The following is a 16,608-nucleotide window of genomic DNA, read 5'->3' on the forward strand; positions in this document are numbered from 1 at the left end:
GGCATGCGGGAGGCGGGCAACCCCCGGGCCTTCGGGTGGGCTACAGCTGAGCGATGAACCTGTCGAGCATCTCGAACTGCCGGTCGGCAGTGGTGTCGTCGGGGGTGAGCACGCCGAGAATCTGCATGCCCATCATCATGTTGAGCAACATTTCGACGGCAAGATCGACATCGAAATCGCCGGCATCGCCTTCCGCGCGAGCCTGCTCGAGAAACTCCGCCATCCTGGTGCGCCACGACACCAGGGATCGATGGTTGGTGTCGTCCATGTGCTCGTCGTACATCGCGCGCTGCCAGAGTGAGACTGCGATTTTCGCCTCGAGCAGAGTCTCCTCGGTCGTCGGCATCACTTCTCGGCAGAAGATCCGGAGAGCATCCAATCCCGTTGCCTCACCGAGCGCCTCCTCGATTCTTCGATTCGTTGCCTCGAAGACGTGCTCGAATGCCGTTCGGAGAATCTCGTCCTTGCCGGCGAAGTAGTGGCTCAGCGCGCCGTTGGTGTATCCCGCCTCGGTGGCGATGTCCCGCATGTTCGCGGCATCGATCCCCTTGGCGGCGATCAAGCGCCAGGTTGCCGCAGTGATTGCGCGGCGGCGTTCATCGTGATCCACGAGCTTCGGCACAGCCCTACGGTAGCGGCTGCTGCTCGGACCTAGGGTTCAGGCATCGTCATCATCGCCTTCCGATTCGTTCGGACGTTCTTCTACGTCCGTTGAACTAAATCTTGCGACCTGCTCGTTACCGATCGCGTGCCCGCCGGTAAACACCGTGTAACCCGGCGCTAGAGGACGACGGTGACGACCTTCTCCTCGGTGTTGGCCTCGATTCCGGCCCACCCGAGTTCGCGACCGGTGCCACTGGACTTCATCCCGCCCCACGGGAGTGCGGGATCGATTGCCGCCCACCCGTTCACCCATACGGCACCGGAGCGCACCCGAGCTGCGAGGGTATGCGCCCGCGAAACATCACGGGTCCAGATGCTCGCGGCCAACCCGTAGACGGTGTCGTTCGCGATGGCGATCGCTTCGTCTGCCGTATCGAAGGCAATGACGGTGCCGACAGGTCCGAATATCTCTTCCTGGGCGATCTTCATGCCGTTGTCGGCATCGGCGAAGATCGTCGGCTCGACGAAGTAGCCTGCCCCGTCCGGTCGGCCGCCCCCGGCTGCCACTCGCGCCCCGCCATCGCGTCCGGCCTGGATGTACCCCAGAACACTGTCTCGCTGCGTGGCATTGACCAGTGCGCCCATCGTCGTCGACGGATCGAACGGATCTCCCAGAACCTGCGCCGACGCCGCGGCGGCCAAACCGTCGACCACCTGCGAGTACAGCGAGCGGTGCACCAACACTCGGGTGCCTGCCGCACAGACCTGGCCCTGGTTGAAGAACAGGCCCATCGCGGTTCCGTTGATCGCCGCCTCGAGGTCCGCGTCCTCGAGAATGATCTGTGGAGACTTGCCGCCGAGCTCGAGCGTGGTTCGCTTGAACGTGTCGGCAGCCTTCTTGGCGATCATCCGGCCGACCCGGGGGCTGCCGGTGAAGCTGATCTTGTCGACGTCGGGATGGCCGACCAACGCATCACCGGTCACCTCACCCAGCCCAGGAAGGACGTTGACGACTCCGTCGGGCACACCTGCCTCGCCGATCAGTCGCGCGAGATGCAGGATGGACAGCGGCGCGTCCTCCGGCGGCTTGACGACCACGGTGTTGCCGGCGGCCAGCGCAGGCGCGAGCTTCCATGCCGCAATCATCAGCGGGGTGTTCCAGGGAACGATCATGCCGATCACGCCGACGGGTTCACGAACGGTGTAGGAATGCGTCGCCTGACCGAAGTATCCCGCGGTGGGGATGGAGCTTCCGGTGATCTTGTCGGCCCACCCTGCGAAGTGCCGGAAAGTGGCTGCAGCATTGGGGATATCGAGCATCGACGGCTGCCCCACCGGCTTGCCGATGTCGAGAGCCTCCAGCCGAGCGAGAAGGTCGCCGTCTCGCTCGATCAGATCGGCCACTCGGTTCAGTAACTGTCCACGGACCGCTCCCGGCGTTGCACCCCACTGACCGCCGAGTTGAGCACGGGCTGCACGCACCGCCTCGTCCACGTCCGAAGCCGTCGCTGCAGCGATCTCCGCCAGGGGCTGTTCGGTGGTGGGGTTGATATCGGTGAAGGTGCCTCGGTCGGATGCGGCGCGCCAGTGTCCCGCGATGTAGAGCTCGGTGGCGGTGTCGGTCGGCAGCGATGCCGAAACGGATTCCTCGATTGCAGTCATATAACTCGTGCTCCTTCTCGGGTGCCGTGACCGGCACCTCTGGCATGTCTGCTCAAGACTGCGCTCTGCCGAACATGCCCGTCTTGTGTGATCGCGCACACATTCTGACGTAGATGCGCACTACCGCTGCACGCGTCACGCACAGGAGCCGAGGGGTTCCCGGCCGGTGCCGACAGGCGCAGAATGGAACGGTGAACATGACACCGCTGCAACTGCGCGCAGAGTTCGCCGTTCGCCTCTCCACGTTGTACGGGCAGGAAGTGCCCGCCTACACCACGCTGCTGGACGTCACGGCGTCGATCAATGCCGAGACGATGCGAGCGACCGGAGCCGATGCCGAACGCTTCGGTTCGATCGAACGCGTCACCGCTGAGCGCCACGGCGCGATTCGTGTCGGAAACGCGCGCGAGATGTCGCAGGTGGCAACGATTTTCGGTGCAATGGGTATGTACCCGGTGGGGTTCTACGATCTGCGCGATGCAGCGTCGAGTTCGATTCCGGTGGTGTCCACCGCGTTTCGTCCTCTCGACCAGGACGAGCTCGCGATCAATCCCTTTCGAGTCTTCACCTCGATGCTGGTGGCGTCCGACCGGCGCTTCTTCGACGAGGATCTCGGTGCCCGGCTCACCGAGTTCCTCGAACGCAGAACACTGTTCCCTCCCCTGCTACTGGACCTGGCCGCGCAGGCGGAGCGTGAGGGCGGACTCGGTGCGGAGGACGCCACGACTTTTCTCGACCTGGCCACCTCGTCGTTCGCACTGTCCGGCGACCCCATCGACAAGGCGTGGTACCGCGAACTCGAGTCGGTCTCTGCCGTCGCCGCCGATATCGGCGGTGTCGGCTCCACGCACATCAATCATTTGACACCTCGGGTCCTCGACATCGACCTGCTGCATCGCCGGATGGAAGAGCGCGGGGTGGCGATGATCGACACCATTCAGGGCCCGCCGCGCACCTCGGGGGCGGGATTGCTTCTGCGCCAGACGTCGTTTCGAGCATTGAACGAACAGCGGATGTTCGTCGACGCGGACGGTCGCCTCGAATCGGGCCATCTGCGGGTCCGGTTCGGCGAGGTCGAAGCGCGAGGCGCGGCCGCTACCGTGCTCGGCCGCAGTCGCTACGACGCTTACCTGGAACGGGTGGGCGACCGGACACCGGATGGTCGGAGTCAGCTGTGGAGCTCACTCGCGCCCGAGAACGAGGCCGACTGGCTCACCGAAGACCTTGCCTACTTCAGCTTTCGTCCCACCGGACTCGCGCCGTCATCCGCCGATCGCGCATTCGGACTGGTCGAGCTGGTCGAATCGGGAGTCGTCGCCGCCGATCCGATCGTGTACGAGGACTTCCTGCCCAAGTCTGCTGCCGGGATCTTTCGATCCAATCTCGAATCCGACGGCACCCGCAACTCCGAGAACGCAGCCACCTCCTTCGACGCCGACGCGATGGCTGGTGTGCTGGGCCGAACGCTGCACGATCCGTACACGATCTACGGGCGAATTCGACAGGACTCGGTGACGCAGCTGGAGAAGCAGCTCGGCCTCGCCGCACCGCTGGCCTGCCCGTGGAACGGCTGACCAGTTGCTCAGAGACCGAGCGATCCTGCCAGGGTCGGCCAACTCTTGGGCAGCTGCTCCACCCAGTACGGCCACGAATGGGTTCCGGTCCGGGTGAAGTCGAAGGTCGCCGGAATGTTCAGCTGGCCGAGCCGTTCGGCCAGGCGGTGGGTGCAGTAGTTCGCGCCGACCTCGATGAGACCTCCGACTACGACGATGTCCAGAGCCGCTGCGCTGTCGAAACTCTCGTGTGGACCCGGAGCACCCGTCCCCACCGACACGTACACCGCGGTGCCGCGGAGACGTTCGGCATTGACCACCGAATCGTGTGCGACCCAGTCCGGATCGAGCGGCCCGCCCCACATGTTGTCGGCGTTTCCGCCGAAGGCGGCGATGATCGATCGGATATTCGCCTGGCCCATCGGGTCCGAGGATGAGAAGCACCCGCTGTACGACGCCACGCCGGAGTACAGATCCGGGTGACGTACGGCCAACATCATGGCCGACTGCGCGCCCATCGACAGTCCGGCGATCGCGTTGCGTCCGTTGCCGTCGAACGTTGCGTCGATCAGCGGTGGGAGTTCCTGGGTCAAGAACGTCTCCCACTTGTATCTGCCGAGCGTCGGATCGTCGCGCTGCCAATCGGTGTAGAAACTGCCGGGACCTGCCAGCGGCAGCACTACGTTGACGTTCTTGTCGGCGAAGAACTCGGCCGCCCCGCCTTTACGCAGCCACATGCTGTTGTGCGGGTCCTCTTCGCCGATGCCGCTGAGCATGTACAACGTCGGACGCGACCCGGTGTCGACCGCCGGTGTCAGTACCTGCACCTGGACGATCCCGCCCATGGCAGGCGAGTCCACGCTCACGGTGCGCAGGGTGTCGGACGCGATCGCGGTATCGACGATGCGCGCGGCAGCCTCGACAGGATCGGCAGAGGCCACGCCGATCGATGTCGTGGACATCGACAGCACCGCGGCGACGACGAACGGAATGAAGATACGTCGACGACGCATGAGGATCCTCTCGGACTTTGTCACTGAAAACAGCCGATCGACACGGAGCATCGCACACCTTCGGACGGGATAGAACGTCAGAAGCGAAGTTCACCGAAGTAGACCGACCGGAACTCTGCGACATTGCCGGAATCGAGCATTTGCCTTGTTTTACAGCACTTTTCGAGACTCGGTGACGCATCCACCCACTCTCTTAGCCCACTAACCATTCGTGCACTAACTGAATCTGATAGCCTGTTCGTCATGTCCGATGTCGACGATCCACTCGCCCTCGATCGGCAGGTCTGCTTTGCACTCGCTGTCGCCAACCGCGCGGTCCTGGCGGTGTATCGCCCACTCCTCGAGCCGATGGGGCTCACGCATCCGCAATATCTGGTGATGCTGGCACTGTGGGGCGAGTCGCCGATGTCGGTCAAAGCCATCGGATCGACACTCCAACTCGACTCCCCCACTCTTTCCCCACTCCTCAAGCGACTGGAATCGATGGGGCTCCTGGCCCGCAAGCGCAGCGCCGAGGACGAGCGCGTCCTTCTCGTCTCGCTCACTCCTGCCGGAGCCGCGCTACGCGCGAGGGCCGAGACGATTCCACCCGCCGTCGTCGAACGGCTCGGCACCTCGCTCACCGAACTCGAGGAACTTCGCCGGGTTCTCACCCGCGTCAACGACGCCGCCATCGCAGCCGGAGCCCTGTCATGAACGCACGCTCGCGGCCGTCCCTTCGACAGTGGCTGGGCTACGCGGTTCTCGGACGCGCACTGCCCGACTCGATGCGGGAGTGGGTCCGCCGCGATCTCGTCGGGCCGGGAGCAACGCCGCGTCACATCCTGCGGTCGATGATTCCGTTCCTGCCGATCTTCATCGGATTCTTCGTTCTGTTTCCAGGGGCAATTTGGCTACGCGCCTCGATGGTGCTGCTCAGCGTGCTGCTCGCGCTGTTCTACACCGTCGCGTACATGGATCAGAACCGCGCCCGACGACTCGAGATCCACGGACTGCCTGGTGATCTGAGAAGTGAGAAGAAAATGGCCGAAATGGAACGCGAGCGCGAGAACTATCGCCGCAATCACTGACTGTCTCGGTTGAGCCCCGCCACGAAGTCCTCGGCGATCATCGTCGCCAGATCACGGGTCTTGCGATTGGTGTTCTGCGACAATTCGGTCAGTTTGGCAAACGCGGCATCGGCATCGATGCGGTAGACCGACATCAGGATTCCGACTGCGCGGCCGATCGATCCGCGGGTGTCGAGCGCGGTGCGCAGGGTTGCGGCTTGGTTGCCGCTTTCCTCGATCAACTGCTCGCGCATCCGAGAAAGCTCGAGATGCACTCGTACACGAGCCACCAGCTCGCGGTCGTGAAATGGTTTGACGACGTAGTCGTCGGCACCGCGGCCCAGTCCTTCGAGCACGAAGTCCGTTCCCGCTCGGGCGGTCAGCAAGATCACCGGCACGCGTTGCACGTCGGCATCGCGGCGGATCTCGTGTACCAGCTCCAGGCCGCTACGACCGGGAAGCATCACATCGCTGAGCACGAGGCCCGGTGTCATCTCCCGGGCCCGACCGAGGGCAGTGTCGACATCACCCGCCGTGGTGACGGTCCAGCCTTCGTCGATCAGCAGCCGAACCAGGTAGTTGCGCATGTCGATGTTGTCCTCGACGAGCAGAATGTCCGCTCGGTCGGTGCTGACCTCGGCCGCTTCGATCGAGGAGAACATCGCCGACACCGCGTCCGCACCAACGACCGGTCGCGCGACGGGCACGCTCGCCTCGACGGGCCGACGCGGCACAACGACAGTGAAGGTACTGCCGAAACCCTCCTCACTGTCGACCTCGATGCGCCCGCTCAACGCGGTGACCAGATTCGACACGAGTGCAAGTCCGATTCCCGAGCCCTCGATGCTGTGCGCACCGGAGCGTTCGACCCGGTGGAACCGATCGAAGATTCGGGGCAGGTCCTCGGCGGGGATGCCCAAGCCGGTATCGGCCACGACCAAGCGAATAGTCTGCTCTTCGGCGGCGAGGCGAACGCAGATGCGCCCGGCCGGGGTGTATTTGACGGCGTTCGCGAGCAGGTTGAACACGACCTTCGACCACATCTCACCATCGGTGAGAACGACGACGTCTTCTGCCGCATCGATGTCCAATTCGAGACCCTGCACCGAGGCGACGGCAGAGAACATCGAAGCGCAGTCTTGCGTGACTGCGCTCAGGTCGGTGGGTTCGAGGCGCGCGCGCAGTTGGCCGGCGTCTGCGCTGACGACGTCGAGCAGATCGTCGACCAGGCGCCGGAGCCGGGTCGCCGCACGATGGACGACATCGAGGGAGTCCTTGTCGGAATCGGACAGGGACGAGGTGGTACTTGCGCGCAGCGTTTCCAGCGGGCCGGCCAGCAGGGTCAGCGGGGTCCGGAACTCGTGTCCGACGTTCTCGAGCAACCGTGTCTTGGCCTCGTCGGCCTCGGCCAGCGCCGCGACGCGTCGCCGTTCCATCTCGAAGGCATACGACGCGGTCAGTGCCGTCGATACCCGCTCGGCCACGGCGACGAAGAACGGGGTGGCCGAGTCGTCTCGGGCCCTCAGTGCGTCGAGTCCGATCAGCAGGGCCCCGATGGGTCGAGTGCGTCCTGCCAGCGTCAGCGGCACGATCACCGCCTTCGCGACCGTTCCGTCGACGTCGACGTCGACGGTGGTACGGATGGCCCGCCCGTCCGAGACCTCGGCGACGGCGTCGAGGTCCCAGATCGCTCCCTCGCAGCCGCGCGCACCAGCGGTAGCTATGTGGTCGAGTTCTCCGTCATCGGCGAGATCACGTCGAAGATAGGCGGCCACGAGTGGGAACTCGCGAGCTTCCTCACCCAATGCCTCGACCGCAGCGCGACAGATGCCGACAGGGCCATCGGTGTCGTCGCCGGTCAACGAGCCGAGGGCGAGCAGAGCCTGCATGCGGCGCTCACCGATGACCTGCATCGTGACCTCGGTGGTGGCGACGAAGACTCCGAGTACGGTGCGACCCGATCCGAAGATCGGGCTGTACGAAAAGGTCCAGTACGTCTCCTCGGGGTAACCGAATCGGTCCAGGACGAACATCTGCCGAACGCCGTGCACGGGCTCGCGACCCTCCACCACCTGCGCACACAGACCACCGACGTAGTCCCACACCGCGGACCAGCACTCACTGGCCCGCTGTCCGGCGGCCTCCGGGAACTTGTCGCCGAGAAAGTCGGTGTACGAGTGATTGAAGATCTGAATCAGGCTCGGACCCCACCAGAGCAGCATCGGGATCGTGGAGGGCATCACGGTACGTACCGCCGTCACCAACTCCTGCGGCCATACCTCCACCGGTCCAAGATCGTTCGCCGTCCAGTCCAGTTCACGAAACCGAGCATCGGTGGCATTGTCACCCCGAAACAGCTCGTCCAGTCGGACCGAGCTGTCGCCAGGTCGTTCGAAACCCATCGCCTCACCCTTCGTAGCGTGCGGCCGCACGTTTCTCGACGGGCGCGATATCGCCGTCGATCTTAGCCGAATGCCCGGTACGCAGGCGTTTCGCTCGACCCTCCCGGGGGTACTGGGGCGAGCATGCCCTCATCATCAAGTCTCCCCTACCCCCTGGGCGTCTCGCGTCTGTCGGACGACGGTGCCAACCTCGCCGTCTACTCCGAAACTGCAGATGCGGTATCAGTCGTCGTGCTCGACGACGACGGAACAGAGCGCAGTACAACACCATTGACGCTGCGCACCGGTCATGTCTTCCACGATCTGGTTCCGGACCTGACGCCCGGAGTCCGGTACGGTCTTCGTGTCGACGGCCCGTGGGACCCCGCGTCGGGGCTACGGCACAACTCGGCCAAACTGCTGCTCGACCCGTACGCCACCGCCATCACCGGTCAGGTCGAGTGGAACGAGGCGGTCTTCTCGCATCTGCACGAGGAGCCGGAGACCCGCAACGACGAGGACTCGGCACCGTACATGCCGTACTCCGTTGCTGTGCAATCGAACTTCGATTGGTCCGGTGACGAGTCACCGCGCACGCCGTTGGACAAGACGGTCGTCTACGAGGTGCACGTCAAGGGATTCACCGCCACCAATCCCGAGGTACCCGAGGATATTCGCGGCACCTACGCCGGGCTGGCACACCCCGCCTCGATTGCGCACCTGAAGCGAATCGGCGTCACGGCAGTGGAACTACTGCCGATCCACCAGTTCGTTCAGGATTCGCATCTGCTCGAAGAGGGCCGCCGCAACTACTGGGGATACAACTCCATCGGCTTCTTCGCCCCGCACAACGAGTACAGCAGCAGCGGCGACACCGGTGGCCAGGTGGACGAGTTCAAGGCACTGGTCAAAGCCATGCACGACAACGGCATCGAGGTCATCCTCGACGTGGTCTACAACCACACCGCCGAGGGCAATCACCTCGGACCGACGCTCTCGCTCAAGGGAATCGACAACGGATCGCACTACCGTCTGGTCGACGAGGACCGGAGTGCGTACTACGACACCACCGGCACCGGCAACAGTCTCAATGTCGGACACCCCGCAGCCCTGGCACTCGTGCTGGATTCACTGCGGTACTGGGTGACCGAGATGCACGTGGACGGCTTTCGCTTCGACCTTGCCAGCACGTTGACTCGGCAGGACTCGGATCTGGACGTGCACAGCGCTTTTCTGTCCTTGGTGCACCAGGATCCGACGCTCGCCCCGGTCAAGCTCATCGCCGAGCCGTGGGACACCCAGGGTTACCAGGTCGGCGGATTCCCGGCCCGTTGGTCGGAATGGAACGGCAAATTCCGCGACGACGTCCGTGACTTCTGGCGTGGGGAAAGCGGGGCGTTGTCCGCCCTGGCTCAGCGCGTCACCGGTAGCCCCGACGTCTACGAGAGCACTCGCCGACCCACCTTGGCCAGCGTCAACTTCATCACTGCCCACGACGGTTTCACGTTGGCGGACTTGAACTCCTACGACGACAAGCACAACGAGGAAAACGGCGAGGACAGTCAGGACGGCGAATCCGACAATCGCTCGTGGGGATGCGGAGCGGAAGGGCCGACCGACGACAAGGACATCAACGCACTGCGGGCACGCCAGCAACGCAATCACCTTGCGACGCTGCTGCTCTCGGCCGGAGTGCCGATGATCCTCGGCGGCGACGAGCTCGGCCGAACGCAGAACGGCAACAACAACGCCTATTGCCAGGACAACGAGGTCTCCTGGTTCGACTGGGCCTCGGCAGATCAGGACCTCATCGACTTCACCGCCCATCTCACCGCGCTGCGCACCGAGCACCCGGCCCTGCGTCCAACCTGGTTTCGGCACCACAGCGATTCCCAGGAGGAGGGTGCCGGCCCCGACACCGTCGACTTCTACCGCGCCGACGGCGCGAAGCTCTCCGACGAGGATTGGTCCGACGGTAACGCGCACAGCATTCTGGTCCTGATGCGCGCCGGTGACGAGGATGCGTCGTTCGCCTGGCTGGTCAATGCTTCACCCGCGACAGTGGACTTCACTCTGCCCGAAGGAACGTGGACCCTGGCTACATCGAGCGACCCGGATCAGGCGTACGAGGCCGGTGGCCCGTCCATCCTGATTCGAGAGCATTCGTTCACGTTGTTGCAGGGCTGACCGGTCCACCGTTCGAGTACCTGCTGCCACTGACCGGACTCGGAGCGTCCGGCCCACGCGATGTAGCCGTCGGGCCGGACGAGAACGGCTGGGCCGTTGTCGGTTCGGTGCGCGATATCTTCTCGTGCGCAGTCCTTTTCGCCGATCAGCACGAACCCGTGCTCCCTCAGCTGCTCGGTGACCGTGCTCCGGTCCAATGGGATTCCCACCGCACGGGTCCCCACCAGTGCGTGCTCACCGCGTGCGTGCGGGTACGAGATCCCCACCCCTGAGAACATGCCCGCGATCGCACGGGCCGCATGCTTGCTGCGGAGCACCCGAGCGGACACCAGGTTTCGCACGGTCTGTGCGATCACCGAACGCAACAACAACATTCGGATCGTTGCCCCGCTGCTGCGCAGCACCTTCTCGCCCACCGGATGCCGCTCGTCGTGATAGGTGTCGAGGATCTGTTCGTCGGCACCACCGAGAACGGCGGCCAGTTTCCAACCGAGATTCATCGCGTCCTGGATTCCGGTGTTCATGCCTTGCCCGCCGGCAGGCGAATGCACATGCGCCGCATCGCCTGCAAGGAAGACCCGACCCATGCGATAGCGTCGAACCTGCCGCTCGTCGCAGGAGAAGCGCGAACTCCACCGCACGTCGGTCCAGCCGTAATCGGTTCCGACCGCGCGCCGCAAGACCTCCCGAAGGCGCGATCGATCGACGGGAGCATGCTCGTCCGCATCCTCGCTTCGGTCCCACGCGATCACGCGGAACCACCCGTCGCCGAAGGGTGCGACAAAAGCGAAGCAGTCCTTGCCCGCACCGATGTTGATCAGACCATTGGGTGGATCGGTCAACCGGACGTCCGCGAGCATGATCGACCGCAGCAATTCCTTGCCGGGAAAATCGAGGCCTATCGCCTCGCGGACCAGACTGTGCACCCCGTCGGCTCCGGCCGCGTACGACGCCGTCCATTGCTGCTCGACGCCGTCCGCTGCGTGCCCACGCACCACGACTGCGTCGGCGTTCTGGCTCAGACCGGTGACCGTTACCCCGCGTCGGATGTCGGCACCTGATTCTCGGGCGTACTGCTCGAGTCGCGCGTCCACATTGCTCTGCGGCGTGACCAGCAGAAACGGGAACTCGGATGGCAGTACCCCGAGATCGAGGCCGAGCCCGTTCCACAATGTCAATCCCGGGGCGTGCGCCCCGGTCGACAGCAGATCCTCGGCCAGACCGCGGCTGTCGAGGACCTCGAGCGTGCGGGCGTGCACTCCGAAGGCCCGCGACAACGGCGACGGCGCAGCGTGTTTGTCGAGCACGATCACCGAGCGGCCGGCGCGTGCGAGTTCGCCCGCCAGCATGCAGCCCGCAGGCCCTGCACCGACGACGATCACGTCCGAATGATTCATGACGACCTCCTGCTGCGGTCCGAGCGTTCCAAGTCAACGGCTGTTGACTTCCGACGATAGACCCACCGCGCTCGGTGGTCAACAGACGTTGACTTAGGCTACGGGGATGAGCGAACGCCAACCTCGATCCGCAGCCGCCACCCGGGCGCGCATTCTCGACGCCGCTCGGGCTCAATTCGCTGTCGACGGCTACGACCGAACCACCATGCGCTCGGTCGCGGGAACAGCAGGCGTGGACGCGGCAATGGTCGTTCGCTACTTCGGCACCAAGGAATCACTGTTCGCCGAAGCAGCCACCTTCGTCCTCGACATTCCCGACCTGTCGGGCATCGCGCCCGAGGATCTCGCGCATACGTTGATGCCCACGTTCTTTCAGACGTGGGAGCAGGACGGGACATTCCTCGCCCTGCTCCGTGCGGCAGCCACCAACGCCGCGGCCGCAGCGGCGATGCAGCAGGTGTTCCACACACAGGTCGCCCCTGCACTGTCCGCGGTGGCAGTGGACCGACATGACGAGCGCGCCGCGCTCGTCGGATCCCAGGTACTCGGTCTGGCCTTCGCCCGCTACGTGCTCGAAGTGCCTCCCATGGTCGGCATGAGCCACGAGCAACTGGTCCGGTGGGTAGGGCCGACCCTGATCCGCTACCTCACCGAACCACTCGACTGAGAAGTCAGCTCACTCCGGCTCGTACGTCCGGTGCCCCGAGCCGTGCTGCATCGGCAGTATCGTCATCGGGCTGCTGCTGCGAATCCCGTTCTGCCAGAACGCGAAGGCGATAGTGCTCGATCTCCTCGGCCACATGCTGGCCGTCCCAGCCGAGGATCGGTGCGACGAGATGCGCCACTTCCTCGGCCGCTGCCTCACCGCGGTCCGGGACCTCGATGGAGATGCGGGTACGACGGGTCAGGATGTCTTCGAGATGCTGCGCGCCCTCGTGACTTGCGGCGTAGACCGCCTCGACGCGCAGGTACTCCGGTGCGCTCTCGAGCGGCTTTCCGAGCTCCGGATCGGCCTCGATCAAGTCCAGCAGTTCACCCATCAGAGTGCCGTACCGACCGAGCAGATGCTCGACGCGGGAGACGCGCATGCCGGTGCGCTCGGCCGTCAGCGCGCGGGAGTTGAACGCGCCGAGGTAGCCGTCTGCTCCGACGAGGGGGATCTCCTCGGTGACACACTTCGGTACCGTGCGTTCGAGGCCGTGTACCGCGGAATCGACTGCGTCCTTGGCCATCACGCGGTAGGTGGTGTACTTGCCACCGGCGATGACCGTCAGTCCTCGCACCGGGCTGGACACCGCGTGTTCACGGGAGAGCGTGCTGGTGGAATCGGATTCGCCGAACAGCAGCGGACGCAGCCCGGCGTACACACCGACGACGTCGGTCCGGTCCAACGGATCGGCCAGCAGCTTGTTCACATGCCCCAGGATGTAGTCGATGTCGCTCTGGCTCGCCGCCGGGTGGGCCAGATCGAGCTTCCAGTCGGTATCGGTGGTGCCGATGATCCAGTGGCTGCCCCACGGGATGACGAACAGCAGACTCTTCTCGGTACGGGTGATGATGCCGGTGGCACTGTTGATGCGATTGCGTGGCACCACCAGGTGCACGCCCTTGGATGCACGAACCTGGAATTGTCCACGGCCACCGACCATCTGCTGCACCTCGTCGGTCCACACACCTGCGGCGTTGATGACCTGCTTGGCGCGCACCTCGAAGGACCGACCGGTTTCGAGATCGCTCGCCACGACGCCGACCACCTTGTCGTCCTCCCGGAGGAAGCCCGTGACACGAGTGCTGTTGGCACACGAGGCACCGTAGGCCGCCGCGGTACGAGCGAGCATCATGGTGTGCCGAGCGTCGTCGACCTGCCCCTCGTAGAACTTCACCGCGCCGCGGATCGCCGAGCGCTTTCCGGAGGGAAAGGACTCGAGGGTCTTCTTCTTACCGAGGTGCTTGTGATGACTCGGAACGCCGCGTCCGGCACCCATGACGTCGTAGACGCCGATGCCGAGCCCGACGTACGGGCGGTCGATCGCCTTCTCGAGCGGATAGATGAACGGTACCGGCCGAGCGAGGTGCGGACACAACGTGTTCAACACCAACGATCGCTCCTTGAGCGCCTCGAACACCAGCGCGAAGTTGAACTGTTCGAGGTAGCGCAATCCGCCGTGGAAGAGCTTGCTCGAGCGACTCGACGTGCCGGCCGCGTAGTCCCTCGCTTCGAGCAAGCCCACTTTCAACCCGCGTGTCACCGCGTCCAAGGCAGTTCCTGCACCGACGACGCCGCCGCCGATCACCAAGATATCCAGCTCTTCCGACTCCATCCGCGCCAGCGCATCCGCACGCGCCTCCGGACTCAAAGCCGTTGTGCTGTAAGTCATTCCTCATCAACCCAATCGAGAGTACGTGTTACTGCCTTCTTCCAACCGGCGTAGAGCTTGGCCCGCTGGTCTTCGTCCATCGACGGCGTCCAGGTCTTGTCCTCGGCCCAGTTCTGCCGGATGTCGTCCTCGCTCGCCCAGAAGCCGACGGCGAGGCCGGCTGCATACGCCGCACCGAGCGCGGTGGTCTCGGCAACCACGGGACGCACCACGTCGACGTTCAAGATGTCGGACTGGAACTGCATCAGCAGCTCGTTGACCACCATGCCGCCGTCGACCTTGAGCACCTCGAGATCGACACCGGAATCGGCGTTCATCGCCTCGATCACCTCACGCGTCTGGTACGCGGTGGCTTCGAGAACCGCGCGTGCGAGGTGGCCCTTGTTGACGAAACGCGTCAACCCGACGATGGCACCGCGAGCATCGGCGCGCCAGTGCGGGGCGAACAGACCGGAGAATGCCGGAACGAAGTAGGCACCGCCGTTGTCGTCCACCGATCGCGCGTCGGTTTCGATATCGGCCGCCGAGGAGATCATGCCGAGGTTGTCACGCAGCCACTGCACCAGCGAGCCCGTCACGGCGATGGAACCTTCCAGTGCGTACACCGTCGGCTGGTCGCCGATCTTGTAGCAGACTGTGGTCAACAGGCCGTTCTTGCTCATGACCTTCTCGGTACCGGTGTTGAGCAGCACGAAATTGCCGGTGCCGTAGGTATTCTTGGCTTCACCGGGAGACAGACAAGCCTGACCGAAGGTGGCTGCCTGCTGATCGCCGAGGATGCCGGCGATCGGCACTCCACGGAACGGCCCCCGCTCGCGGCCGTTGCCGTACACCTCGGAGCTGGAACGGATCTCGGGCATCATCGACATCGGAATGTCCATGTCGGCGCAGATGCCCTCGTCCCACTGCAGGGTGTCCAGATCCATCAGCAATGTTCGCGAGGCATTGGTCGGATCGGTGTAGTGCAGTCCACCGTCGGTGCCGCCGGTCATGTTCCACAGCACCCAGGTGTCCATGTTGCCGAAGCACAGTTCTCCCGCTTCGGCTTTGGCGCGGGCTCCATCGACGTTGTCGAGGATCCACTTGATCTTGGGGCCGGAGAAATAGGTGGCCAGCGGTAGGCCGGTCTTGGCGGTGTACTTGTTGGCGTCGCCGCCGCCGAGGGCGGTGGCGATGCGGTCGGTACGGGTGTCCTGCCAGACGATGGCGTTGTAGATCGGCTTGCCGGTCGCCCTGTCCCACACCAGCGTGGTCTCGCGCTGATTGGTGATGCCGACTGCAGCGATGTCCTCGCGCGTCAGATCCGCTGCCGCCATCGCGCCTGCGGCGACTGCCCGCACGTTGTCCCAAATCTCCGACGCGTCGTGCTCGACCCATCCGGCCTGGGGAAAGATCTGCTTGTGTTCCTTCTGGTCACTGGCGACGACGGTCCCCGCGTGATCGAAGATCATGCAGCGCGAGGACGTCGTTCCCTGATCGATCGCGGCGATGTACTTCCCTGCGGTCTCGGTCATGACTTGTCTCCTGTGGTCTGAGTGTCGGCTGGGAGTCGAGAGGGCGGCTCTGGCGTCGCACCTTCTTGTTTACGAAGGTTCTTTCCGATGAGCAGGTCGTACAAGAGCACTCCTATCGGTCCGCCTACGAGAGGTCCGACGATCGGGACCCAGAAGTACAGGCCGCCGTATTGATCTCGCCACGCTCCACCGTATCCGGTGATGTACGACGCCAGGCGAGGTCCGAAATCTCGGGCCGGATTGATGGCATATCCGGCATTGGTCGCCCACGCGAAGCCGATGGCCACCACGATGAGTCCGACGATGAGCGGAGCCATGTTGGCCATCGGTGCGGTGCCGAGCGAATCGGTCACTGCCACAATGAGGAACAGCAGGATCGCGGTGCCGATGATCTGATCGAGCAGGGCGGAGGACACGCTCACCGGCAGAGTTCCGTTACCAGGAAGCGTCGAGAAGATCGTCTGGGTGGCGGTGGTGTGCCCGGGATCGATGGCGTTGATCATGTCGTTGTAGTTCCAGCGCACCAGCAGCGCAGCCACGAACGCGCCTGCGGTCTGCGCCAGAACGTACGGAGCAACCATCTTCCAGCTGAATCCTCGGAAGAGCGCGAACGCGATCGTCACTGCGGGATTGAGGTGGGCACCGGTGATTCGACCGGCAACGTAGATGCCGAACATCACGCCCAGTCCCCACGCCCACGCGATCGAGTCGTGACCGCCGAGACTGCCGGCTTCACCACCCGAGACGACCTGAGCGACGACGCCGACGCCGAACAGAATGAGAATCATGGTTCCGGCGAACTCGGCCGCCATGTGCGCCGGCAATCCCCATTCCGGTTCCTTATGTGCCATTTCCAGCCTCCACACAATTG

General features: G+C 64.3%; 13 protein-coding genes. 5 read left to right on the forward strand and 8 right to left on the reverse strand.

Going from position 1 to position 16,608, the window contains the following annotated elements; genetic code table 11:
• Positions 1–40 precede the first annotated feature (40 nt).
• A complete protein-coding gene (locus tag J1M87_RS18945) occupies positions 41–610 on the reverse strand; it encodes a TetR/AcrR family transcriptional regulator (protein WP_206491431.1) in 570 nt (189 codons plus the stop codon).
• A 170-nt stretch (positions 611–780) separates the two neighbouring features.
• The gene (styD, locus tag J1M87_RS18950) at positions 781–2,265 is read right to left on the reverse strand and encodes a phenylacetaldehyde dehydrogenase StyD (RefSeq protein ID WP_206491114.1); all 1,485 of its coding nucleotides are present in this window, start codon (positions 2,263–2,265) and stop codon (positions 781–783) included.
• 197 nt (positions 2,266–2,462) lie between these two features.
• Here styD and J1M87_RS18955 point away from each other — a divergent pair, with 197 nt between their 5' ends.
• Positions 2,463–3,839 carry a VOC family protein gene (locus J1M87_RS18955; RefSeq protein WP_206491434.1) on the forward strand — a complete coding sequence of 459 codons (1,377 nt, stop codon included), beginning with the start codon at positions 2,463–2,465 and terminating at the stop codon, positions 3,837–3,839.
• Between the two features lie 8 nt (positions 3,840–3,847).
• On the opposite strand, the gene J1M87_RS18960 is transcribed toward J1M87_RS18955, so the two are convergent.
• Positions 3,848–4,831 (reverse strand): alpha/beta hydrolase family protein, encoded by a 984-nt coding sequence (locus tag J1M87_RS18960; protein WP_206491115.1) that lies wholly within the window; start codon positions 4,829–4,831, stop codon positions 3,848–3,850.
• Positions 4,832–5,074: 243 nt separating this feature from the next.
• Between J1M87_RS18960 and J1M87_RS18965 the strand changes: the two genes are divergently transcribed.
• Together J1M87_RS18965 and J1M87_RS18970 are read left to right on the forward strand one after the other, a co-directional pair.
• Complete coding sequence (locus J1M87_RS18965) at positions 5,075–5,527, forward strand: MarR family winged helix-turn-helix transcriptional regulator (RefSeq protein WP_206491116.1); 453 nt, start codon at positions 5,075–5,077, stop codon at positions 5,525–5,527.
• Positions 5,524–5,901, forward strand: a complete 378-nt coding sequence (locus J1M87_RS18970) for a DUF5313 family protein (protein WP_206491117.1) — start codon at positions 5,524–5,526, stop codon at positions 5,899–5,901. The genes J1M87_RS18965 and J1M87_RS18970 overlap by 4 nt, the downstream gene beginning before the upstream one ends.
• On the opposite strand, the gene J1M87_RS18975 is transcribed toward J1M87_RS18970, so the two are convergent.
• The gene (locus J1M87_RS18975; protein ID WP_206491118.1) at positions 5,895–8,282 is read right to left on the reverse strand and encodes an ATP-binding protein; all 2,388 of its coding nucleotides are present in this window, start codon (positions 8,280–8,282) and stop codon (positions 5,895–5,897) included. The two genes, J1M87_RS18970 and J1M87_RS18975, sit on opposite strands and share 7 nt — an antisense overlap.
• A 123-nt stretch (positions 8,283–8,405) precedes the next feature.
• Between J1M87_RS18975 and glgX the strand changes: the two genes are divergently transcribed.
• Complete coding sequence (gene glgX, locus J1M87_RS18980) at positions 8,406–10,448, forward strand: glycogen debranching protein GlgX (RefSeq protein WP_206491119.1); 2,043 nt, start codon at positions 8,406–8,408, stop codon at positions 10,446–10,448.
• Here glgX and J1M87_RS18985 read toward each other — a convergent pair.
• Positions 10,379–11,845 carry an FAD-dependent oxidoreductase gene (locus J1M87_RS18985; protein WP_206491120.1) on the reverse strand — a complete coding sequence of 489 codons (1,467 nt, stop codon included), beginning with the start codon at positions 11,843–11,845 and terminating at the stop codon, positions 10,379–10,381. The two genes, glgX and J1M87_RS18985, sit on opposite strands and share 70 nt — an antisense overlap.
• 106 nt (positions 11,846–11,951) lie before the next feature.
• On the opposite strand from J1M87_RS18985, the gene J1M87_RS18990 reads away from it, so the two are divergent.
• A complete protein-coding gene (locus tag J1M87_RS18990; RefSeq protein ID WP_206491121.1) occupies positions 11,952–12,512 on the forward strand; it encodes a TetR/AcrR family transcriptional regulator in 561 nt (186 codons plus the stop codon).
• Positions 12,513–12,516: 4 nt separating this feature from the next.
• On the opposite strand, the gene J1M87_RS18995 is transcribed toward J1M87_RS18990, so the two are convergent.
• The 3 genes from J1M87_RS18995 to J1M87_RS19005 are packed head-to-tail and all read right to left on the reverse strand — an operon-like array spanning position 12,517 to position 16,588.
• A complete protein-coding gene (locus J1M87_RS18995; RefSeq protein WP_206491122.1) occupies positions 12,517–14,223 on the reverse strand; it encodes a glycerol-3-phosphate dehydrogenase/oxidase in 1,707 nt (568 codons plus the stop codon).
• Positions 14,220–15,737 (reverse strand): glycerol kinase GlpK, encoded by a 1,518-nt coding sequence (gene glpK, locus J1M87_RS19000; protein WP_206491123.1) that lies wholly within the window; start codon positions 15,735–15,737, stop codon positions 14,220–14,222. The genes J1M87_RS18995 and glpK overlap by 4 nt, the downstream gene beginning before the upstream one ends.
• Positions 15,734–16,588: an MIP/aquaporin family protein gene (locus J1M87_RS19005; RefSeq protein WP_206491124.1), complete on the reverse strand. Its 855-nt coding sequence runs from the start codon at positions 16,586–16,588 to the stop codon at positions 15,734–15,736. The genes glpK and J1M87_RS19005 overlap by 4 nt, the downstream gene beginning before the upstream one ends.
• Between the last annotated feature and the right edge of the window lie 20 nt (positions 16,589–16,608).

The sequence above is a fragment of the Rhodococcus sp. KRD162 genome (genome assembly GCF_017168335.1).
In the GTDB taxonomy this organism is placed as follows: domain Bacteria; phylum Actinomycetota; class Actinomycetes; order Mycobacteriales; family Mycobacteriaceae; genus Rhodococcoides.